Annotated in this window: 17 protein-coding genes; 3 read left to right on the plus strand and 14 right to left on the minus strand. The window is 41.3% G+C overall.

Annotated features, from left to right (window positions below; translation table 11 throughout):
• Nucleotides 1-501: 501 nt before the first annotated feature.
• The 10 genes from SYJ56_RS21370 to SYJ56_RS21415 form a co-directional block, all read right to left on the minus strand.
• Nucleotides 502-1,932: a DUF1501 domain-containing protein gene (locus SYJ56_RS21370; RefSeq protein WP_323837739.1), complete on the minus strand. Its 1,431-nt coding sequence runs from the start codon at nucleotides 1,930-1,932 to the stop codon at nucleotides 502-504.
• 395 nt (nucleotides 1,933-2,327) lie between these two features.
• A complete protein-coding gene (locus SYJ56_RS21375; RefSeq protein WP_323837817.1) occupies nucleotides 2,328-4,754 on the minus strand; it encodes a DUF1549 domain-containing protein in 2,427 nt (808 codons plus the stop codon).
• Nucleotides 4,755-5,474: 720 nt separating this feature from the next.
• On the minus strand, nucleotides 5,475-8,282 hold the full coding sequence (locus tag SYJ56_RS21380; protein ID WP_323837741.1) for a PQQ-dependent sugar dehydrogenase: 2,808 nt from the start codon (nucleotides 8,280-8,282) through the stop codon (nucleotides 5,475-5,477).
• A 309-nt stretch (nucleotides 8,283-8,591) separates the two neighbouring features.
• The gene (locus SYJ56_RS21385) at nucleotides 8,592-9,386 is read right to left on the minus strand and encodes an SDR family NAD(P)-dependent oxidoreductase (RefSeq protein WP_323837743.1); all 795 of its coding nucleotides are present in this window, start codon (nucleotides 9,384-9,386) and stop codon (nucleotides 8,592-8,594) included.
• A gap of 317 nt (nucleotides 9,387-9,703) precedes the next feature.
• Entirely contained in the window at nucleotides 9,704-10,006 is a 303-nt protein-coding gene (locus tag SYJ56_RS21390; protein WP_323837744.1) for a type II toxin-antitoxin system RelE/ParE family toxin, read from the minus strand.
• Entirely contained in the window at nucleotides 9,996-10,235 is a 240-nt protein-coding gene (locus SYJ56_RS21395; protein ID WP_323837745.1) for an addiction module protein, read from the minus strand. The genes SYJ56_RS21390 and SYJ56_RS21395 overlap by 11 nt, the downstream gene beginning before the upstream one ends.
• A gap of 174 nt (nucleotides 10,236-10,409) precedes the next feature.
• Nucleotides 10,410-11,411 (minus strand): Gfo/Idh/MocA family protein, encoded by a 1,002-nt coding sequence (locus SYJ56_RS21400; RefSeq protein ID WP_323837747.1) that lies wholly within the window; start codon nucleotides 11,409-11,411, stop codon nucleotides 10,410-10,412.
• A gap of 63 nt (nucleotides 11,412-11,474) precedes the next feature.
• The gene (locus SYJ56_RS21405) at nucleotides 11,475-11,984 is read right to left on the minus strand and encodes a heme-binding domain-containing protein (protein ID WP_323837749.1); all 510 of its coding nucleotides are present in this window, start codon (nucleotides 11,982-11,984) and stop codon (nucleotides 11,475-11,477) included.
• Between the two features lie 301 nt (nucleotides 11,985-12,285).
• Nucleotides 12,286-12,519, minus strand: a complete 234-nt coding sequence (locus tag SYJ56_RS21410; protein ID WP_192351013.1) for a sialidase family protein — start codon at nucleotides 12,517-12,519, stop codon at nucleotides 12,286-12,288.
• 305 nt (nucleotides 12,520-12,824) lie between these two features.
• Nucleotides 12,825-14,291, minus strand: a complete 1,467-nt coding sequence (locus SYJ56_RS21415; RefSeq protein ID WP_323837751.1) for a Gfo/Idh/MocA family protein — start codon at nucleotides 14,289-14,291, stop codon at nucleotides 12,825-12,827.
• A gap of 409 nt (nucleotides 14,292-14,700) precedes the next feature.
• On the opposite strand from SYJ56_RS21415, the gene SYJ56_RS21420 reads away from it, so the two are divergent.
• From SYJ56_RS21420 to SYJ56_RS21430, 3 genes are read left to right on the plus strand one after another with little or no spacing between them, the layout of a single operon-like run.
• A complete protein-coding gene (locus SYJ56_RS21420; protein WP_323837754.1) occupies nucleotides 14,701-15,825 on the plus strand; it encodes a Re/Si-specific NAD(P)(+) transhydrogenase subunit alpha in 1,125 nt (374 codons plus the stop codon).
• 19 nt (nucleotides 15,826-15,844) lie between these two features.
• The gene (locus SYJ56_RS21425; protein ID WP_057935611.1) at nucleotides 15,845-16,132 is read left to right on the plus strand and encodes an NAD(P) transhydrogenase subunit alpha part 2; all 288 of its coding nucleotides are present in this window, start codon (nucleotides 15,845-15,847) and stop codon (nucleotides 16,130-16,132) included.
• Nucleotides 16,129-17,514, plus strand: coding sequence for an NAD(P)(+) transhydrogenase (Re/Si-specific) subunit beta (locus SYJ56_RS21430; RefSeq protein WP_323837759.1), 1,386 nt, complete (start codon nucleotides 16,129-16,131; stop codon nucleotides 17,512-17,514). The genes SYJ56_RS21425 and SYJ56_RS21430 overlap by 4 nt, the downstream gene beginning before the upstream one ends.
• 126 nt (nucleotides 17,515-17,640) lie before the next feature.
• Here SYJ56_RS21430 and SYJ56_RS21435 read toward each other — a convergent pair whose 3' ends face one another.
• From SYJ56_RS21435 to SYJ56_RS21450, 4 genes are all read right to left on the minus strand, one after another.
• Nucleotides 17,641-18,585 carry a dihydrodipicolinate synthase family protein gene (locus tag SYJ56_RS21435; RefSeq protein WP_323837760.1) on the minus strand — a complete coding sequence of 315 codons (945 nt, stop codon included), beginning with the start codon at nucleotides 18,583-18,585 and terminating at the stop codon, nucleotides 17,641-17,643.
• A gap of 22 nt (nucleotides 18,586-18,607) precedes the next feature.
• Nucleotides 18,608-19,618: a sialidase family protein gene (locus SYJ56_RS21440; RefSeq protein WP_323837762.1), complete on the minus strand. Its 1,011-nt coding sequence runs from the start codon at nucleotides 19,616-19,618 to the stop codon at nucleotides 18,608-18,610.
• 91 nt (nucleotides 19,619-19,709) lie between these two features.
• The gene (locus SYJ56_RS21445; RefSeq protein WP_323837764.1) at nucleotides 19,710-20,852 is read right to left on the minus strand and encodes an alpha/beta hydrolase family protein; all 1,143 of its coding nucleotides are present in this window, start codon (nucleotides 20,850-20,852) and stop codon (nucleotides 19,710-19,712) included.
• A gap of 59 nt (nucleotides 20,853-20,911) precedes the next feature.
• On the minus strand, nucleotides 20,912-22,366 hold the full coding sequence (locus SYJ56_RS21450; RefSeq protein WP_323837766.1) for a PhoPQ-activated pathogenicity-related family protein: 1,455 nt from the start codon (nucleotides 22,364-22,366) through the stop codon (nucleotides 20,912-20,914).
• Nucleotides 22,367-22,487 lie beyond the last annotated feature (121 nt).

Raw genomic sequence — 22,487 nt, forward strand, 5'->3', positions numbered from 1 at the left:
GGAACCGGGCTGGGGTAAATCAAGGCTACTCAGGTACTCCTTTATCTTTGTCTGATCAAGAAATCTTTTCATCAGACTCATCCCGCCAAATGGGGTCACTGGCTTGTCTGAATATTCGATAGGAAGATTAACCATTTTGGTGAATGTTGATCCTATTAAAAATCCCCTTTTTTATCCTCCATTCAAACAATTATCAATGTTTTTCTATTCCTAATGCATAATCACGGTTAAACCTTTTATCTTTTTCTACTATTTGAAAGTCGTTGTCGAATACTGTTTTTTGTTTTGTCATTAAAATGTTACTAACTAGTTTATTTATAAACATCCGCTGTACTTATTTGAAAGATTCTGTCAGATAAATGCACCACGATCACCTTTACACCTCCACACATTCGCATTTCACGTCCTCCAAAAAGCTCCTAAAAATACATTTCCTTTCCTTCACCCACAAGATTTAGTTTTGGAATAGAAGTAAAAAGTTTAAACAGCAGAAATGAGCACTTACCCCTTCCTCAACAAATCAAACTCCACCTTCCCATGTCCGTCTGGAGTAGTGAAAAATGGTCGCTTTTCAATTTCGTAGTTAGTATCAGAAGCAATTCCCAATGCATGATAGATGGTCTGGTGAATGCTGTCAATTTTGATGGGATTTTCTATGCTTTTGCATGGTCGTTCATCAGCGGTCTTGCCATAGACATGACCTTGCTTTATACCACCACCAAATAGCAACATAGAGCAACCATCCGTAAAATGTCGGTGCATTCCGTAGTTTTTCATGTCTTCGATCACGTCAGGCACCTCCACTTGGTCCAGCACTTTCAGGCCAGGTCTTCCCTCTGTCAGCATATCCCGGCTAAACTCACTCGCTACGATAACCAGTGTTCTGTCCAGTTTCCCACTTTCATCCAGATCAGAGATAAGTTGGGCAATCGGGGAATCGATCATTTTCTTCATATCCTTCAACCGGGTATGTCCATTGTCATGCGTATCCCAGCCCATAAAGGGTTCGTATTCCGAAGTCACTGTAATGTATCTTGCTCCTTGCTCTACCAGCCTTTTTGCCAGAAGGCAACCTAGTCCAAACTTGCCATTATTGTATTTGTCATAGCTTTTTTTGGGTTCCAGACTTAGATCAAAAGCCTTTGCTTCCGGGGAATTAAGCAGAATATAAGCTTGCTCCATGGATCTCTTCAGGGATTCTTTTTGATAATCAGAACCGTACTCGCCCATCGCACCGGCAGAAAGCAGGTTTTCATACAATTGATTTCTAGACTCAAATCGTTGAGTGGACATCCCGATAGGAGGGCGTACACTTTCCAAACCAGCGGAAGGGTCTGGTATCAAAAATGGTCCATGCTCGCTTCCCAAAAAACCCGCACTATGAAAGGCTTTCAATTCTTCGCCTTCGCCAACTGAAAAGCGCTGTCCAATATTAATGAATGAAGGAATCACGGGATTTAGAGGGCCTAGCTCCTTAGAAATCCAGGAACCAAGATGCGGAACGACCACTGATTGTGGAGGCTCATAACAGGTGTGAAAATGGTATTGGTGCCGCGTATGTAGAATGTGTCCCAGATCTGCGGCCACATATGATCGGATCAAAGTTCCCTTGTCCATCACTTTGGCGATAGATTCCAGACCTTCGGAAAAGTTGACACCATCTAATGCGGTAGGGATGGAGGGGAAAGTGCTTAGAACCTCTTTGGATTCCATTCCTTTACGAAATGGAGTGTATTTCTTTGGATCAAAAGTTTCGGTGTGAGCCATGCCACCTGCCATGAAAAGCAAAATAACCGAGTCTGCCGTTGCCGGGATTTTGTCAGTTCCGCATGAAGATAAAAGCCCAGCCAAGGGAGCACCCATTCCCATGGTTGCCATCGCAGCAGCAGAGGTTTTTTTGATAAAGTCTCGTCGGTTAAGTGGTGTTTTCATGATGTTTCTCTACTTATGTGTTTTAAACTTGAAAGTAGCTATAACTTGACGATGGGATGCTAGATTGACCAACTCCCCCTTTTCCAAAGGGGGTAGGGGGATTTAATACAAGGATTTTTTCAAAATCTTTTTGCACGTGTTAAAATTACTAGTTGTCATGTTCTCAAATATATCTATTCATAATTAACCTTATTACATTTGCGGATTGCGAAATCCCCCTTGCCCCCTTTAAAAAAGGGGGAGTACCTCAAATGGACCTCAGCCTTTCTCTTGATTACTAACTCATCCTCACTGAAGACTGATCACTGCGACTGAAATCTTCGATTGACCACTCACCATTTGTCTTCTCACAGAGCATACATCGGTCACCCGACACCCCGACATCGGACATTAACTCACTCCACCATCTGAAATTCCGGCAGCAGAATCACCGCCCAGAATAAATCCTGAATCTTGGCTGCATCCGGGTTCTGTCCCAAGGCTTTGGTTGCGATAGCCAACTCATTCTCATTGGGCTTTCTGTTCAGTGCTTTTTGATATAATTCCTCCGTAATCTGAACAGGATCACTCAGATGCGATTTCCATTTTTCAGCACCTTTTTGCAAAGCTGTATTCAATCTTTCCCCATTTGTGAGTTCGAGCGCCTGCAACAAATTCCCCTGGGCATCTCTGCTTGTTGAGACAATCTCACGATTTGGTCTCCCCAAAGCGGTGAGAAAAGGGTTATTGGCGACAAGTGATGCTCGCGCAAAAGAAGGTTTGATATGCTCTGGTTTCTGAAGTTCAAAAGGATTGTACTTGATTTCTTCTTCAGGGAATAGCGGATATACGATTTCACTTACAGCATCAGAAAACTGCTCGGCTGTCATTCTCTTTCGAACCATCCCATTGAATTTATAATCATCGGCCATTACGGCATCGTAGGATTCGTAGCCAACGGATTGCGATTGGTAAATCCTGGAACTTGCTATCTGGTAAATAAGCTCCTTCAAGTCATAGCCATTTTCCACAAAATCAGAAGCCAGCCAGTCCAATAGATCCTGACTCCACGGCATATTGTCCATTTCGTCTACCGGCTCCACTATCCCGCGACCCATCAGTTGCTTCCAAACCCGATTCACAATCGTGCGGTACATTCTGCCATTCGCTGGCTGCACTAATTTATCCGCAAGCTGTCTGAGTTTCTCAGCTTTTGTGGCCGTACTGTCGATGTCTCCTAATTCTTCCCAAAGGATTTCGGTCTTGGCAAACTTGCCTGTAGGGATCTCACAGCGGCTGACTTCTAGGGTGCTGTCTGCGAAAATATTTGCAAAAGCATACGATTCTTCCAGTTTCCAGTCAGAGATAAAACTATCGTGACATGAAGCACATTTCAGATTCAAGCCCAAAATAACCTGCCCCACATTTTGCGCAGCCTGCATTTCTGTTCTTTGACTGGCATTTACTGTTCCGCGCCAGCGAATTCCTTCGATAAAACCCTTCGACTTTTCAGTAGGATTGAGTAATTCCCTGACAAATTGATCGTAGGGTTTATTGTCGCGAAGGGAAGTATAAAGCCAGTCCGTGATGTTGAAGCGGCCATTGGTGATGTAACCCGTTCCGGTGTAGTCATTACGAAGCGCATCATTCCAAAAGCTCAGCCAATGAGTCGCATAATCATCTGATAGGTTTAATAAATCCTGAAGCCAAATGTCGCGTTTATCAGGCCTTTGATCATTTCGAAATTCTTCAAGGTCTTGTGGACTTGGGATTAAGCCTGTGATATCTAAATAGATTCTTCGGAGGTAGGTTTTGTCATCTACTACCTTATTCCATTTTAATTTATTTTCTTGGAAATATTCATCTACCCAAAGATCAATGGGGTTGTCCAGACCTGCTTTGTAAGCTGGAAGTAGGGGATTTCGGGGTGCTAATTCGGCTACCCGATATACAGATTGCTGGGCAGCGCCATCTGGCCAAGGCGCACCTTTCTCTATCCAAAGTGCGATTAGCTCCCTCTCTTGTTTGCTTAGCAATTTACCTTTGGCTGGCATCACATCATCGTGATTTTTGCGCAAATTAATCCTTCGGATAATCTCACTTTCTCCGGGATTTCCTGGGATCAAAATTTGCCCCGATTTACCTCCTGCAAAAACAAACTCTTTTTCATCCAACCGTAATTCTCCTTCTATTTTGGCTCCGCTGTGGCATTTGTAGCAATTATGAGCCAAGACCATCCGGACTTCTCCGATCAGTTTCATTTCTTTTTCCGGAGAAAGTTCTGCTTGGTATGAGGCTAGGTTTATCGGGGTTTTTTCAATTTCTGATTCAATGGCATTGACGGGTAAAACTTCCGTAAGGAAATCCTCACCATGCGTTAGCGATCCTCCAAAATGCCCAGCGACCGCTACACAAATGGCTGTAAGAAAAAGTGAAGTTCTAAAGACTTTTATCTGAGAAGGATTGGGATTGCTTCTGATTTTGGAGAGGAAAAATAAGGTAACAATACTCAAGCCGGCCGTTCCGATTCCTACCCATTGATGCAAATCCAGAAGGTCACCAGTTGTGCCTTCATTAGTGGCTAAAAGCCATCCCATAGGAGCAGCGATGATTGCGCTCACTGCACCAATAGCTGCTAAAATCAAAATTCCGGGCCTGATCTTAGGGTTGAATTTCCCGAAAGTAAACAGCTCCATCAATGCCGCAACAATGATTAGGGCAATCGGGAAATGGACAATCAAGGGATGCAACCTTCCAATAAATTGCCAGAGCCAGAAAGATGCTTCCTCCGCAGAATCAACAGGTTCTGTTTGTCCAAAAGTTGAGAAATTAATCAAAACCATGCCTCCTATAAAAAAGAGGTATAGCCAAAGCATGGAATATTTTTGAGATTGATTTTTCAAGACTGTACTGTAAGTGCGACCAGTTTAATACTTGCTGATTATGAGCAGAGTACTTATCCAACAATTGAAAAATAAGGGTTTTGTTGAGTAAATGTATCCTGTTGTGGGATTGATTTGATGGGTGGGGGTATTTCCCGCAGATGGACGCTGAAAAGGTTTGCAGATAGGTGAGGAATTTTAATCCAGCTTCTGGAGAAGCAGGATAACAGGAACCGCCAGATTGAAGAGCGTAATTTCTTTGAAGGAATCTGTGATAATCAGCGTCTTTTTCTGCGATAATCTGCGGGAACCTTTATCAATAACCTTTATGATTCTTTGAGGTTTAAAAAAACCGACCTAGTAATGAAACAGAGCTTTATGCTATCAAAGTATTTCGCTCTTTCAGAGCTTTGGAGACTCTATGTATTCAAAGTGATCCAGTCCTAGCGAACTGGGCTTTGTTATAGCGGGCTTTCAGCCCTAATTCAAATTTTTTAAACAATGGTCTCTGTGGAAATCTCTGTTATTCTCAATGGTTAAAAAAGTTAGACAGAAAAAGCTAAATCCAGCTTCTGGAGAAGCAGGATAACTGCGCTCTCCGTGAAAAACTCCGTGATCCTCTGTGGTTAAAAAAAGCCCTGTCTCGTAATGAAACAGGGCTTGTGCTATGTAAAAGAACTATTAATTTATTTTGTCGGAGAACTGGACTTCATTTATACTCATTAAAATCTCTTCTCCTTTTACTTCAGGGTTTTTGAAAATGATATACACATCGTGCTTACCGCTAACCGATGAGACAGCTACTTTACCAAGACTGGAGTTTTGCCTTCTCCAATCTATAAAGTTCATATTTGGTGGTGGTCTGAAACCGGCGACTTGTTTTGGTATCAGAGGTTCAGTCTGTCCAATTATTTCTCCGGTAGGTGAATCAATTCTGATTTCCACCGATCCGCCTTTGGCGTCTACCCTTTGCGAGATACTGGCAAAAACTATGATTTCCTTGATTCCGGTTAAGTCTAGGTTTTTGAAACCTATATGCGAATGATCACCTACCATAAAGAAATTTACACTTGGAGTGGTCAGTAGGTTTACTCCTTTCCTGATTTCGGCAATTTGTGGATCTAAATACGGGTTTTTCAAAGCGACGAAGTCACTTCCGGTCAAAGCCGGGACATCTCCGTTTCCTTTGTCTATATAGGTCGCCTGCAACAAGAAGCTGCCTTGGCCATCCTCACCGTTAGGAATGGAAGTGTTCACAATTCCCTCCAAAGGCAATGTTTTGGCGGTTGCTTTAACGGCGTTCATATTCATGATGTAGTCAACCATTCGTTTTGCATCAGCTTTCAAAAGTTGTGGATGGGCACTCATCGCATGCTCACCCCATACGCCAGCTCCGCCATTGATGATTTTGCCTACCAGCATGTCTACATTTGCTGGTGTGTTTTCATACTTGGCAGCTACAGCCTCATAGCTTGGCCCGATTGAAGTCTCCGCATATTGGTGACAAGACTTGCAGTCGCTTGCCTCAATCAGGTTTCTTCCAATATTACTTACAGCCTCCGATTCTACACCACTTTGCTTAGACGCAATCTCAATTGGATCAAATCCTGAAGGAACATAATCAAAGGTGACCGCAACTTCATTCGCTTGAATTTTGCTGTCCGTCGTGCTGCCATCCTCATTGTCAGTGACAGAAATACTGTATGGCAGGGGCTGGTCTCCGAAATAAAATGAAGTATTCGCTCCTTTGAAGTCAATGGAAACCTTAGGGGCTTCATTCCCGGCGATTACATCAAAAGATGAAGTATTCGCTTCACCTTTCGTATCAGTCACTGTTAGGGTTACCTGATGTTTGCCAGCTTCTTCAAAAGTGTATGTTGCATCAGCGCCTTTCAATTCAGTAGTCTTTCCATCTTCACCGGTTATTTGCCAAGTGTAATCGAGGTTGTTTTGGTCATAATCATCGTCGTCATTGGTGCCTTCGGAAGAGAAATTAGCGGTAAATGGAATTACTCCTGACATTTTATCTGAAGTCGCATTTACGTTTGGCTTACGGTTGCCGGCATTGTATTCGATTTTTACGATTCGGGAATTCGCATTTCCACGAAACCAGGCACTTCCATACTCTAAAACATACAGCGCTCCGTCGGGGCCAAAGTCCATATCAATTGCGGAGCTGAATGTTTCATTAGGCAGGAACCGCTCCATAGATTCAAAGTCCCCATTTGCATCCATAGTCACGGACATAATCCATCCGCGCATAAAATCCACAATCAACCATTTTCCTTCGTAATATGCAGGGAAAACGTAAGGGGAATCTGACTTAAAATCTGTTTTTCTAAATACAGGGCCACCTGTAGCACTTCTTCCCGAACTTCCTAAAATCGGAAACTCTTCAGAAACTCCATAAGGATACCAAATCATGGCAGGAACCACTGGAGTTGGCAAGTCACGAAGTCCAGTATTATTTACAGATTCATTCACCGGCTGATTTACATCATAAGGCTCTCCATACGTCTCAGTCTCTAAGTCGTGGCGGTTGTAGGGAATATTATCGCCAATGAAATATGGCCAGCCAAAGAAGCCAGGGCCTTTTGCCTGATTGAATTCGTCATATCCACGAGGTCCCCATATCGAGTCTTTTGCAGCATCAGGGCCCACTTCACCCCAGTATAAATAGCCAGTTTCGCTATCCAAAGTTGGTCTCCAGGGATTCCTGTGTCCCATAGTGTAGATCTCGGGTTTTGTTTTTTCTGTTCCTTCGGGAAAAAGATTACCATCAGGAATGGTATAGGTTCCATCATCTTCTGGGTGGATACGAAGGATTTTACCTCTTAAATCATTCGTGTTTCCAGGAGCTCGCTGATCATCTGAGTTTTCATGTCCTGGCCGCTCATCGAGATTGGATGTTCCAGAGCCTGGATTCACCGTGTTGTTTCCTACGGTCAGGTATAAGTTTCCTTCTTGGTCAAAGACCATTCCGCCTCCTGTGTGGCAACATTCTTCCCGTTGGGTAGGCACGGCCAAAATCACTTTTTTGGAAGATTCAACTAATGTATTCCCGTCTAGTTCCCACCGCGTGAGTATATGTTGGGTGTCATCGGGATCAGCATAATACAAATAAATCCAATGGTTTTTCGCAAACTCAGGATGAGCGATTACGCCCATCAAACCTTCCTCAGCTTCACGGACTACTCCTTCTTTGTTGGTGTATTTGGTGTTGACCGGAATGGTGGCTACAAGCGTCACTTCACCAGTGCTTTCATCCAGAATTTTAACTCCTCCTTTGCGCTCTACAAAAAGGATCTTTTTGTCTGGCAGAAAAGTCATTTCCATAGGCTCATCCATTCCTTCGGTGAGGACTACTTTTGTGAAGCGGTTATCTTCAGGTTTCTCAGTGGACTCTATCTGCTCGGGTTTGTTGCAGGAGAAAAAAGTAAGCATCAGCGCTAGACCCTGCATGCAATAGGATCGGTAATGTTTTGTCATGGGCTATTTTTTGGGAAAATTGAAAAGGTATATAGAAAGAAGAACTGCAAATACTGTGTTGATACTGGCTAATAGTCTTTGCAAAGGCAGGTTGTCTATTTCCTTCCAGCAATTTGCAGATATAAGAAGTAGATCCTTAAATATATTGTGTCACATTGAAAAAATACAAAAAATGAAGTTATTTATTTTGCCTGTTCTCTGATTTTTGAGGTGATAAAACAAAAAGCTGAAGACTTTCCCTGGAATCCTTTTGAGTTGTATCAGGATTTTTGGGGAAAATCTTCAGCTAAATTAAAGTGGTCTGTTATTTTAAATGATTGATCTGACCAATCCCCCCTCTACCCGGATGGAAGCTCCATTGGTAGCGGAAGCCAAAGGGCTGGAATAATACACCACGGTGTCTGCCACTTCTGCCACCGATGCAAATCGCTGTATCAATGAAGTAGGACGCATATTCTGGAAGAATTCCTCTTCAACTTTCTGTATTGATTTACCAGTCGATTCTGACAAATCTTCTATGAATTTGCCTACTCCTTTTGATTTGGTAGGGCCAGGCAAAATCGAATTTACTGTGACATTGGATCCTTTGGTCAATTCTGCCAATCCTCTTGCCACTGCAAGCTGAGCTGTTTTGGTCATGCCGTAATGGATCATTTCATCTGGTATGAAAACGCCTGACTCACTGGAAATAAAGATTATTCTTCCCCAGTTTTTTGCAAGCATTTTCGGGAAATACTGTCTAGAGAGACGAATTCCACTCATGACATTCATCTCGAAGAATCTAAACCAATCTTCATCAGGAATATCTGCAAAGGCTTTTGGTTCAAAAATCCCTACGTTATTAACCAGAATATCGACTTCAGGAAGAACCTTCAGCAGGTTGTCAACTTCTTCCACTTTTGAGAAATCAGTTGGAATTCCAGTGATCTTATTGCTTCCTGTTTCAGATTTTAATGCTTTAATAGCTTTGTCTACACCTTCCTGAGATCTGCCGTTAATGATTACTATGGCTCCTTCCACTAGGAATCTCTTTGCGATAGCAAATCCAATCCCTGCTGTGGAACCGCTTATAAATGCTTTTTTGTCTTCTAATTTTAAATCCATTGTTTATTTTTATTAAAAATATTCCGATGCAACGTGGCTAAGTCCCACATGCTAGAGTAAACTAAAGTGGAGGTTAGAAAATTCGGATGAGGGCGAAAATCCAGAGAAATTTTTTGCGGAGATTGCTGCCGTTCGTGTCCTCACGAACGGCTTAAATTTTAAGTTCATTTCGGTTTGTGGAGACACAAACCGAGGCGAAGATGTCTACGAACATTTCGGTTTGTGAGACAAAAAAGCTAGGGAATAATTAAGAAACGAATTCTTTTTTCTCATTCCATTAAAAGTGGATTAGCTTTTAATCTAACGGATTTTGTGAACTATTTAAGTCTATTTTTCCACTTTTTAGGGTGCTGGTTTGTATTAAATATAGATATGACATCGATATTGTTTCCATTAAGGATATACAAAATTAAGTATGGAAAACGATGCACTACAAAAGCCCTTACAATCTTTTTGTAGCGTATTGGATATGTTTCTGGATTGCTAGTTATAGCGTGCGAAGCAGCATCAATTGACTCTAAAAAATCTTCCCCCAACCCCTTTGTTTGCTGTTCATACCAGAGGTAGGAGTCGTAAAGGTCTGATTCTGCTTCTTCGGACAGCCGGTAATTAAAGGGCATCTTTAGCGCGGCTTCGTACCCTTTCCTTTACTTCGTCCCATGGAGAAAATTTTATTTCCCCATTTTCATATTTTTCAAGCCTGCTGTCCAGTTCCTTAATTTGTTTTTCACTTAAATCAAAGAAACTTTCCTGTTGCTCCTTAAGTCCTTGAAGCTGTTTAAGGATGGATTTGTCTTGAAGCTCAGTAAGCCAATGGATAAGGTCAATTTTAACAGATTGTACGTCCATATTCAAAGGATCATTTATATGTGTTCGATAAAGTTAACGGTTTTTATGTTTGGAAAAGTTTCCAACAAAATTCCGGTTGGTGAAGTCACGAACCGAGTGAGATAGGGACTTAATTGCATAGAAACAAGCTGTGCCCGCTGCGTTTCCTTTGTGCTCTTCGCGGTTGAGAAAATTTTAGACTTTTTCTTTCACCAGTTGATCCATCACCCAGTTCGCTCTTGCTCCACTCACTCCAGTACTTTGGCAGGTATCTGTTCCTAAAAGATCGCCCACTATGGTTTTGATCAAGGGTTGCTGAATATGTTTTGGAAGTTCGAACGAGAAGGTTTCTGTTCCCTTTTCATCTGTAATGAGGGTAAATTCTCCTTTTCCGAAGGTCTCAAATTGGATTGTCCCTTTACTTCCATAGATCGTTGTTTCATCTATTTCAGCATTTGAAGAGGTGCTGAAGCACCAATTCCCCGTACCCAGAACTCCGTTTTCGAATACAAAACTTCCTACGACAATGTCTTCAGCTTTGTAAGTATTTGCTTGATTCGAGGCAAATCCATTTGCATGGGTGATTTTTCCAAAGAAAAAGTCCAACAAGTCTAACTGATGAGAAGCTAGGTCAAAGAAGTATCCACCGCCAGCTAGCTCAGGATCTACCCGCCAATTGGTGTCAACTTTTGTGATCAGAGATGCATCAAGCTTTTGCTTGAGATTGATATGAACTGTACGGATTTCTCCAAGTATTCCTTCGGTAATCAGTTCTTTGATTTTAAGAAAGTGCGGCAGCTCTCTGCGGTAATAGGCTACATAAAGCGGGACATGTGCTTTCTCGCAAACATCAATCATCTCCAAGCATTCGGCGTGTGTTCTCGCCATTGGCTTTTCCACATAAACGGGTTTGCCAGCTGCTGCCGCAAGTGTAGCTAGTTCTAAATGTGCATTTGGAGGAGTTGCAATATAGATTGCGTTTACTTCAGGATCATTGATCAAGTCTTCTGCGGAAGTGTACCATTTGCCGATTCCATGCCGCTGGGCATAGTCCTTAACTTTCTCTTCCGAGCGGCGCATTACCGCAATTATTTTGCTATTGGGAAGGAGGTTCATTGCAGGTGCGGATTTGACTTCGCAGACATTTCCCACTCCTAAAATACCCCATCGTACTTCGGTGTCTTGAATTTTGCTCATAACTTAAAAATAGGGCATGCGATTCATTCCCAGACTATCAAATACCCTAAATTTTAAGATTGTTTATTCTGCTGGAGGAGGACTTCTTCTTTTCATTACCAAACTATCTGCTGGATAAGTAGCCTTCAAGTAGGCCATTTGGTCTTTTGCCCAGTCAATAATCACTTGGCGATCCGCATCAGAAAGATTTGCTTCAGGATGAAGTCCAAAGTAAGTGTAAGACTCCAAGGGCATCTCCTTCTCTTCCACCAATTCTATAACTTCTTCAAACTTGTGATTTTGCCATGCCAAAGGGCGATTAGTGAATTCGTCAAAATTCAAATCCCCTTTTCCATCTTGTATATGGGTGTTTAGCCAATAGCCAATGGGTTCCACACTTGCATACCATGGGTATTCGGACGTATTGGAGTGGCAATTTTTACAGGCATTAACAAGTAACTTATTGACATTGTCTGGGATGTCGTAGCTTCCAGCGATTGGGTGCTCAGCAGGTTTGCCCTCATTCTTCTCATAAGGGATAAACTGGATTGCGACTAAGACGACTAAAATGACTAATCCGATTTTTTTCAACATGGCTAAAAAGATTTATTAAAAGATTTGTCAGTTAGACTCAGAGAATATGGCCGAGTTTAATTTATCAAATAATTTATTGAAAGACAATTCAAGTTGAGTTTGCAATAGGGCTAAGTATGATTGTAATCAAGTTGCCTGCATTCACTTATTGAATTGCTCTTTCAAATAAATTTTCTGACCTCAACCTATCTAATAACACTTATTTTTTAAGCAGAAAAAGCATCTGTACTTTAAAATAGGGAGTGGCTCAATGTCTAATTAGCTTCTTGCATGGGGCCTTTTAGATATTTCAGAATAATTACTACCGCTTGTGCCAAGATTTTCCTTTGTTCTTTGAGTAAAAACTCCCTTTTGGACTTTCTCCTAATAATTCTTTTCCGCCGTCGGCTAGGTCTGTAAACTCCCCCGGACTGGCTGGATTTCCCATATATCGTTGATTCCAAGTCTCGCCCTCATCGACAGAATATTCAATTTTAAGCGAGTTGGTAGGGCAGATACGAATTAGCTCTTTCCCTTTTTTAATCATTTGTGCCATTTATCAATTATTTAATTATCGCCAATCTAAGAATGCTTGTCGTTTAAAAAAAAACTAAGCAAAGTTTTTATGGATAAAATCCTATTTATTATTACTTCCTTCTAGAATATTTTTTTGATTTTCATACTTAAAATACCCTATTGTCCATCCAATAGTTGCCCTAAGTCCACTTAAAAAAAGCATGAATTAAGGTTTTTGGTTTGGAAGGTTCTTCATTTGGCTGGTTTGTACTACACTATTATAATATCGAAACCCGTTCAAAATCAACTTGAACGGGTTTCGAATGATTTATTTTTAAAGGAAAATTACATTTCCCATCCTTCTCGATACGTACGTCCAACAAATTGGTTGGCTTCTTCGAAGTTTGTGATGAGAAGTTTGTCTCCATCCCAAAGCAATTTCTTACGTCCGTAGAATTCTGGTTGCCCTTTGCTGTTTTCTCTTCGAAGCATATAACTACGGATAGCTAGATTACCCATCAATACAGTTTCGGTCATCGGACCAGCATAGTCAAACGAGGAAGTCAGTCCTTTGTGTTCGTCACTTCCAAAACCTGCTTTACAAGCATCTACCCATTTTCTCTGGTGTCCGTATTCCGGCTCAATGTTTTCTTCCGTTTGAGGACCAAACTCTTGTGTTCCATCATTCAGATATAACTTTGGCATCAATGGAGAACTGTCGTTGATATTGGTAGAAATGATTCCCTTATCTCCAATAATCAAAACTCCATTAGCACTTCCGCCTCCTCCGATATCATGATCTGCGGGGATGATATCTGGGTGTGCAGGACGAATACCGCCGTCACTCCATGTCATATTGATAGGAGATTTACTTTTGGTTGTTTCCTTAAAATTTAAGGATATAAATGAGGAAGCAGGGCAGCCATCTGGGTGATAATCTGGTGTCCACATACCACTATATACTGAACCTACACTACATTCCGCGTCAGTAGGATAATGTAAGCCTAATGTTCTAAAAGGAATATCGATCAAATGGCATCCTACATCGCCTAGTGCACCTGTGCCATAATTCCACCAGCCTCTCCAGCTGAATGGGTGAAGTTCTGGAGTATAAGGAATCTCCGGAGATGGCCCTAACCATAGATCCCAGTTCAATGCATCGGGCTTAGCGCTGGGCTGAGGCTTAGGAAATGCACCGCCTTGAGGCCAAACAGGCCTATTTGTCCAAACTTCTACTTTGGATATCTTACCGATTTTGTCATCATCTACCCATTTCTGAACCAGTTTCAACAGTTCATTTGATCCGCCTTGATTACCCATTTGGGTTACTACTTTCTGACTTCTTGCCATCTCAGTCAGCATTCTTGCTTCCTTGATATTATGAGTCATTGGCTTCTGTACATAGACATGCTTGCCACGCTCCATTGCATATTTGGCTGCTGGTCCGTGGACATGATCGGGAGTAGAAATGGTCACCGCATCGATATCCTTTTCCTTGTCAAGCATTTCTCTGAAGTCAGCATATCGCTTCGCGTCTGGGAATCTCTCTACTGAAGCTTTGGCAGATCCCGAAAAATCAACATCACAAAGTGCTGCTACTCGCTCACGCCCATTTACTGAGGCATTTCTAATATCGCTGGCACCTTTTCCTCCAGCACCGATTGCTGCTAAATTCAATTGATCACTTGGAGCAATAAATCCTACTCCACCCAGAACGTGCCGGGGAACAATCATAAAAGAGGAGGCAATTGCAGCATTTTTGATAAAATCCCTTCGGGTTTGTCCCTCAGAATTTTTCTTGGGGTTACGCATGAGGTTATTAGTTTAAGGTCAAATAAGTATCCTAAAATAGACATTTATTTTTTTGGAAGAATCCTGTTTGTTTTTAAACCATGAATAAGGAATGATCAGTGGTAAAGTCTAAAATTGTATGAAAATCATATTTTTATAAATAATGGGTTCTGACTTCTTACTTATTTTAAAAAAATGGTTACTCAATGAAAAATCCGGTTAAGATTTATTGTGCAATCGATAGCATTAGCGGTGAGTTGTCAGTTTTTTGGTTTAAGTTTTATTTTATGAATTTTCTTTTTGTCAATAGAAAATATCATGAAATAGTAAAAAATCAGGATAATGCAGGTAGCTCATGCAATAATTTCCTACTTTCTTTGAATTATTGAAACGTAATAGCTTTGAAATAAACAAATTCAAATAGCCTGAAATGAAAATAGGAGTTTTAAAAGAGACGAAGGAGGGTGAAAAGAGGGTAGCACTTAGTCCTGATGTCATCAAGCAATTGATCAAAAAGGAGTTTACGGTCATTGTAGAGCAAGGAGCTGGTATCGGATCCAATTTTTCTGATGAGGACTACAAAGAAGCAGGAGCTACAGTAGTTAATACACAGGATGTATTTGCGACAGATGTTCTACTTAAGGTCAATCTTTTTACTAAAGAGGAAATTTCTCAGATGAAGAATGGCGGTGCCTGTATGTCCATTATGTATGCTTATAACTATCCGGAAATTCTGGAAGAATTGAATAAAAAATCCATCATGTCTTTCTCTATGGATGCGGTGCCCCGCATTTCCAGAGCACAAAAAATGGACTGCTTGAGTTCGCAAGCCAATCTTGCCGGCTATAAATCCGTGATTCTTGGCGCAAATTACCTCGAGAAGATTTTTCCATTGATGATGACTGCCTCGGGCACAATTACTCCTGCTAAGGTCTTGATCTTCGGGGCTGGTGTGGCTGGTCTTCAGGCCATCGCTACTGCCAAGAGACTTGGCGCGGTGGTTGAAGTCAGTGATGTGCGTCCCGAAACCAAGGAGCAAGTGGAGTCTTTGGGGGGCAGATTTCTGACCGTGGAAGGAGCGGAAGAGGTTAAGGTAGAGGGTGGATATGCTTCTGAGGTTTCTGCTGAGTTTTTGCAAAAGCAGAAGGAACTCATTCAAAATAAAATCAAGGATTCAGATCTTGTGATTACCACTGCTTTGGTCATGGGAAAAAAATCACCAATTCTAGTGACTGAGGAAATGGTCAAAACCATGAAAAAAGGTGCAGTGATCGTAGATATGGCAGTGGAGTCCGGAGGGAATTGCGAAATCTCTGAGAAGGATCAAATAATCAGGAAACATGGAGTGACCATCATTGGTGAGTCAAATTTGCCCTCGCTTCTGTCCACTAATGCAAGCCAGCTTTACGCTACCAATATCAGCACACTACTGCTACACTTAGCTACCAAAGATGGATTCAATCTTGACCGGGAGGAAGAAATCACCAAAGGTGTTTTGATTACTCATGAAGGTCAAGTAGTGCACGAATTCACAAATAAAATTTTAAATAAATAAGAATTAACCTTTTCAAATTATGAGCTCAGAAGCACTGATTATTCTGATTTATATACTTGTTCTGGCAAGTTTTCTGGGATTTGAGCTAATCGCTAAAGTTCCCCCAACCCTTCATACGCCGTTGATGTCTGGTTCAAATGCAATTTCTGGAATTACCATCGTGGGAGCACTTTTGGCCTGCAACGAAATGGGCTACACCACCCTAAGTAAATGGTTGGGAATGGCAGCCTTGGTGCTAGCCACCATCAACGTAGTCGGCGGCTACACTGTCACAGATCGTATGCTTAAAATGTTCAAGAAGAAATGAGTATAGCCATAGAATTAGCTTATTTGATCGCCTCCATCTTGTTTGTGGTGGGGATGAAAATGTTGAATAAAACCAAGTCAGCTCGAAAAGGTAACCGCCTTTCTGCGTTGGGGATGTTAATAGCCATTTTGGCAACCTTGATTCAAATTGATGCGATTTCTCTAGTCGAGATTCTTGCATGTATAGTCTTGGGATCAGCTATTGGTCTTTATTATGCCAATAAAGTTGAGATGACCAAAATGCCGGAAATGGTTGCGATTTTCAATGGATTTGGTGGTTTGGCCTCATTTTCAGTAGCTCTTTCGGATTATTTTCTAAGGACGGAAGTCAACATGGAATCTATCGGACTAGTTACAGTGATCAGTATCATTGTCTCAGTCTTTATCGGTGGCCTTACCTTTACGGGTTCCTTGGTAGCTTTTCTGAAGCTAAATGGAAATATTTCAGGTTCGCCCATTACTTTCAAAGGTCAGCATCCAATAAATCTGATTTTATTTTTAGGGTTTTTGACCGCAGCAGTCTTTACCGTAATTGACCAAACTGACCCTATGCTCATTATCATTTTGATAGTGATTGCGTTGGTGCTGGGTGTCTTAACTGTAATTCCTATAGGAGGAGCAGATATGCCAGTGGTGATTTCTTTGTTGAATTCTTACTCAGGGATGGCGGCTTGTGCTACTGGTTTTATCCTAAATAACAATGTGCTGATTGTTGCTGGCTCATTGGTAGGGGCATCGGGTATTATCCTGACACAGATCATGTGTAAAGCGATGAACCGATCTTTAGTCAATGTACTTCTAGGTGGATTTGGACAGACAGTAAATGAGGCGCAAGGAGATGGTCCATCCATTACTGTAAAAGAAATTGGAGTCGAGGAGACGGCGATGTTGTTTGACGGGGTTTCTTCTGTGATCGTAGTTCCAGGTTATGGGATGGCAGTTGCTCAGGCGCAGCATGTGATCCGCGAATTGATGGAGCAATGCGAAAAGCGTAAGATTGAGTTCAAGTTTGCGATTCACCCTGTTGCGGGAAGGATGCCGGGGCACATGAATGTGCTATTGGCGGAAGCAAATATCTCTTACGACAAACTGATAGAAATGGAATCCATCAATGATGAATTTCCAAATACAGATTTGGTGCTGATCGTCGGAGCAAATGACGTGGTAAATCCAGCAGCTAGAAATAATCCGCAAAGCCCGATTTATGGTATGCCTATCTTAAATGCAGATAAAGCCAGAACGGTAATCGTCTGTAAGCGAAGCATGGGTAAAGGCTATGCCGGCGTAGAAAATGAGTTGTTTGGCTATCCAAATTGCCTGATGCTCTTCGGGGATGCCAAGCAGACTATTACAAAAGTGGTCTCTGAAATGAAGGAGATGTAAGTAGTATATTTTCTCAAACCTATTGAACAGGGCTATCTGAATTTCAGATAGCTCTTTCTCATTTTATAGCTCTTTCTCATTTTAAGGTGAGATGTTTATTAGGGAGTATGTATAAAATTTTGAGTTTTATAACTTTATTTCGCGAGAAAGAGCTGTTACAACAGCCTCTTTTACAGTGTTATACTTTTCTTTCAACGCTTCTTTTTCCGTTTCATTGAAAGCACAAAGTGGCAAAGCTAAAATCCCCTGACATAGTCCTTTAAAAGACATGGATGCTTTCAAACCTTTTAAGTAATTGGATTGATAAGTTCCATGGCTATACAGATTTTTGCTAAGAAATTGTACGGTAGCATTTAGGACTTTTATCCTTTCCTCGTCCTGATATTCTATCGCTTCGAAAAGTCTGACATAGAGTTCAGGAAATAAGTTTGCACCACCGGTAACTCCTCCATGTCCTCCCATATTCATTGTTTCAACCAATATTTCCTCAGGGCCCACTAACACGGTGAATTCAGGGTATTCCCGAAAATTATCGCAAAGAGATTCAAAGTACTTTTGATCTCCCGAACTGTCTTTTATTCCTTTGATATTTGGGTGGTCAGCTAGAATCTTAACGGTTTCTAAATCAATATTTATCCCAGTGTGGGAAGGCATATTGTATAAATAAAGCGGGAGATCCACATCATCAGCCAGTCGAGAAAAATAATAAGCCAATTCATCCTGATCCACATTCATGTAGAAAGGCGTTGTTGCGACTAAAATATCCGCTTTAGCTTCTTTGGCGCACACAGCCAAATCCAAACTTTCCTGAAAAGAACAATCCGTAATTCCGACTAAAACGGGAATCCTATGATTAACTATTCTGCAGGTCAATTCAATTAGCCGTTTCTTCACTTTTGAGCTTAAGCTGGCAAATTCTCCTGTGGTGCCCAAAATGAAAATCCCATGAACTCCACCCGCAATCATATGCTCAATAATGAGATCAAGGCTCTTTTCATCTAAGGAAAAATCTTGATTTAAAGGAGTAATCATTGGAGGGATGATTCCTCGAAAAGGTTTTGGAAATGACATAGATTAGGTTTGAAAAGTGTAATTATTCTAAGCTTAGGGAAACGTATTTTATTTTCTCTCTATTATAAGTATAAGTCATGTGAACTGAACCATCCTTTGCCTGTATGATGGCGGGGTAACTGAATTCACCTTCAGGTTGGTCTTCTAGCACATATAATTCTTCCCAATTCACTCCATCCATTGACATCAGAAGAGAAAGCTTATTTCTACCCTCTTTAATCGGATTGCAAAGCAGTAATTGTATCCCGCTTTGTAAGGTTACCGCATCTATACCGGAATTGTTGTGGATCAATCCTGTGGATTCTACGGTAGTCCAGGATTTTCCTCCATCCGAAGACCATGTCGTCCCGATTATATCTTCTTGGGTACGGGCGAGCATCTGGAGTTTTCCATTTGGATAAAATAAGACAGTAGGCTGAATCGCATGAAAAGAGCCGTTATCGATTTCTATCTTCTGCCAATTTTGGATGTCAGAGGTGGTAGTTTCCACGTGCATGCTCCAAACTCCATTAGTTTCGAAACTGCTCGGATGGAGTAGGGTGCCATCTTCCAGGCTCACTGATTTGTTTTTCACTGGTCCAAGCATGCCTGGTGGAATTTGAATAGCTTCAGACCATGTCTTTCCACCGTCCTCTGAGGTTTTGTAGAGCCCCCACCATTCTCTGGGGTTTGGGCCTTCCTTGTAGAAAAGGACAAGTTGTCCATCCGGATTCTGGTGCAGGACGGGGTTCCAAGTGGGATTTCGGAAGTCTTTGTTTTCCACCCCATCAGCTACCATTTCTGGAGTAGACCATGTTCCATTTTCTAGAATGGAAGTGTAAATACTTACATCAGGATGTCTTTCGTATGTCCCTCCAAACCACGAAGCTAATATGCCGCGGTCAGTTTCCACCAATGTAGAGGCATGACAAGAAGGGAATGGTGCAGTCTCGTAAATGAATTCAGATTTTAGGATTTTAACTGTAGGTTTTTCAAACGGCGAACTTAAAAAACTTGAAGTAAGTGCTAGAAATATAGTGATCACTTGAAACATAAATGTTCTGATTTAAAGAGGTTGATTAAAGGTTTAAAATAACAAAAAGCAGTTAATAGTTGAGAAAACCATCTTGTACTCACCTGAACTTTCATTCTTTGTTCTGAAAGTTTAATTCCATAAAATCCATAAAATGTTTCCAATCCTCTAAAGTCAGATTGTGCTTGCCATTTCTGATGTGATATCCCGCATGGTTCTGGATAATTGGATCCTTAAGATTTTCAAATTCTAATGGGAAAGAAAGGTTCATTCCATAGATCTCTGAATAAACCCTGCTTCCCAATTTCATAGATAAATACTCACCTTTTGGATCCGCCCATAAATCTTCTTTAGCACTTGAAAAATAAATGGCTCTTGGAGCTACCAACATGGCTAGCATGTGCTGGTCTATCGGTAGGGAATTTTCATCATCATTATACTTTTTAAAATTGTCATTAAACCAATGTGGGAAGGACGTATTGATAATCTTTATTGTTTCTCCAAACTTGCGTCTGGAAATTGCTGCACCACCGCATCCAGATTCATTAGGTATCACTACTGCCCAGCGAGAATCATTTGCCCCTGCCCATAAGGCTGTTTTTCCAGCCCTGGAGTGCCCAATCAAAGCAGATTTTTTAGAATCGATTTTAGGCTCCTGTTCGAAATAATCCATTGCCCTCATAGCTGCCCATCCCCAAGCACCAAAAGTTCGCATGCCATCAGGTTTTGAAAGCTCCCCGGGATAAAGGGAAGAAATGACACCTTCGGAAAATTTATCAGCATCATCTGGAGCAACTGTTTCTCCATGAAATGATGCGGTTGCATAGCCTCGGTTGATCAGTTCCTCAACGGGCCAGTATCCTTCTTCCACAATAGTCCCATCTGTATAAGCCGGCTGGTAATTAATTAAAAGGGCCACCGGAACTGGGGATAGTGCAGATTTTGGTAAAAACACATTCAATCTCATTGTATGTGAATTTCCGTTTCTAGAAACTGTAATGTCCAGCTCTTTGAAAATTGTTATTTCCGGAAATGGGTTGGCATTTTCTGATACTTCTTTAAAAGAAATGTTATCATAATCTGTAGGAATTGGGCCATATACCTCTTTAGTAAAGAGCTTGATCAATTCTGGCTTTCGGATACTTTCCCAATCTGCTATACTCTTGATCAATAGCCCTTTTTCACTGACGAAAGGATCTGGTAATACTAAAGGAGGAACTTTATTTTCATCTTCATTTACTACATGCTGAGCCATAATCGTTAGGTTTATAGAAAGGAGAAAAATGAAGGAAAGAATTAGAGAGCTTTTCATTTTTAGTTATTAGAACTTGTACTAGCTGAATGTGATGGTTTCAATTCTTCAAAGGGATACTCCGTAGGTAAAACTTCTACTCCGCTTGTTACCTTGAGAGGGGATTGACCTGCGAAAGTCACTTCCATTAAATATGCCTTATAGCCCTTTTCGGGTTGATTCATTTGATATTCGTAATGACCATTTGTTTCCGGTGACAGTTCAGACGATGTCCAATTGGGACCAAAAACATCTACTCTAAAATCTCTTGTGTCTTCATTATATGCTGTCCAAATCTTAACAGAAATAGGTGGATTTGAAGCGTCAGCTTCAAAAGAAATCAAATCTCCCTCTATTTTCCAATTGTACTTCGGTCTAGGATTTTGATTTAAAATAGAAGAGTAAAAAGCGATCATATTAGGTAGTGCGTCCGATTGGCTGAGATCATGACCGAAATTTGGAACATATTGAATATGTTTTTCTCCCGGAAGATCATCCCAGTAAAACTCCCAGCTATCAGGCTGAAAGAATTGATCTCCTGCAGCATTGATCAAAAGCTTGGGGAGATTCATTTTCGTAGCGAATGTATATGGCTCGGTAATCGCTAAGAGTCGGTCGAACTCTGGAGTACCCATCCATTCCATAATTCCTTCTTGTACGTAGTCGTCTACTGCTGGTGCCCAGAAACCATAGTTTCTCCAATGATGCGTAAAGGATGGCTCCAAATTCAACATGTCAATTACTATTGGCACAATTGCAACTACACGATCATCCACTGCGGCGGTAGTCCAAGTGGTCCATCCTCTTTTTGATGCTCCACCGACCACATAGGTTTTTAGATCTTTATCGTAAAATGTTTTTACCACCTCAGAGGTCGCATCCATTGCCAATTTTACCGCTTTTGTCATCGGTAAGCGAGCCAGCCATATCGCATCTTCATCTTTGGCCCCTCCTTCCAGAAACTTCCTCCATCCATAGGCAATGATCGCATCCTCATATCTTTCTTCCACGGTATCATTGGCAAAAGTCAAAGGTTGGAATGGGATGTTATGGACTTGAGCGACGATAGAATTAGTCTGCATGGCGGCAGCCAAAATCAGTTCATCGGGATTCTCGGGTAATTTTGTATCGGTGCTCCCCCCACCAATCCACATCATGCCTGTTTCAAAAGGACTGTCACGTGGCACCACGATGGAAACCCAATGCCACCATTCTGTTTTATCGACCAGATCAGTAGTGAGCCAATGCTGAGAAGTCATTTTGAGTACATGATAATCGTAATCAGCCCCCGTGACTGTACGAACAATTTCAAATATGAAAGTAGAATCAGGAGCCATTACATAATCCTTCAAAAGGTTTTCAGTAGCGATCTCAGGTTCCTCGATTTTCTCTTCAGCTTTCTGACAGGAAGATATTATAGAAAGAAAAATGATTCCAGATAGGAACAGATGGACTAGCCTTTGAAAAAGTAATTTCATAAGAATTGGGTTTAAGTAATGGTTTAAAAGCTAACGATTTATAGGCTCATCGACAACCTGAACTCGATTGATTCTTAAAAAGTGCATGAGTTTGCTGGGTATATTGTAAAGTAGAAGTCTC

The organism is Algoriphagus aurantiacus (assembly GCF_035156405.1).
In the GTDB taxonomy this organism is placed as follows: Bacteria; Bacteroidota; Bacteroidia; order Cytophagales; family Cyclobacteriaceae; genus Algoriphagus; species Algoriphagus aurantiacus.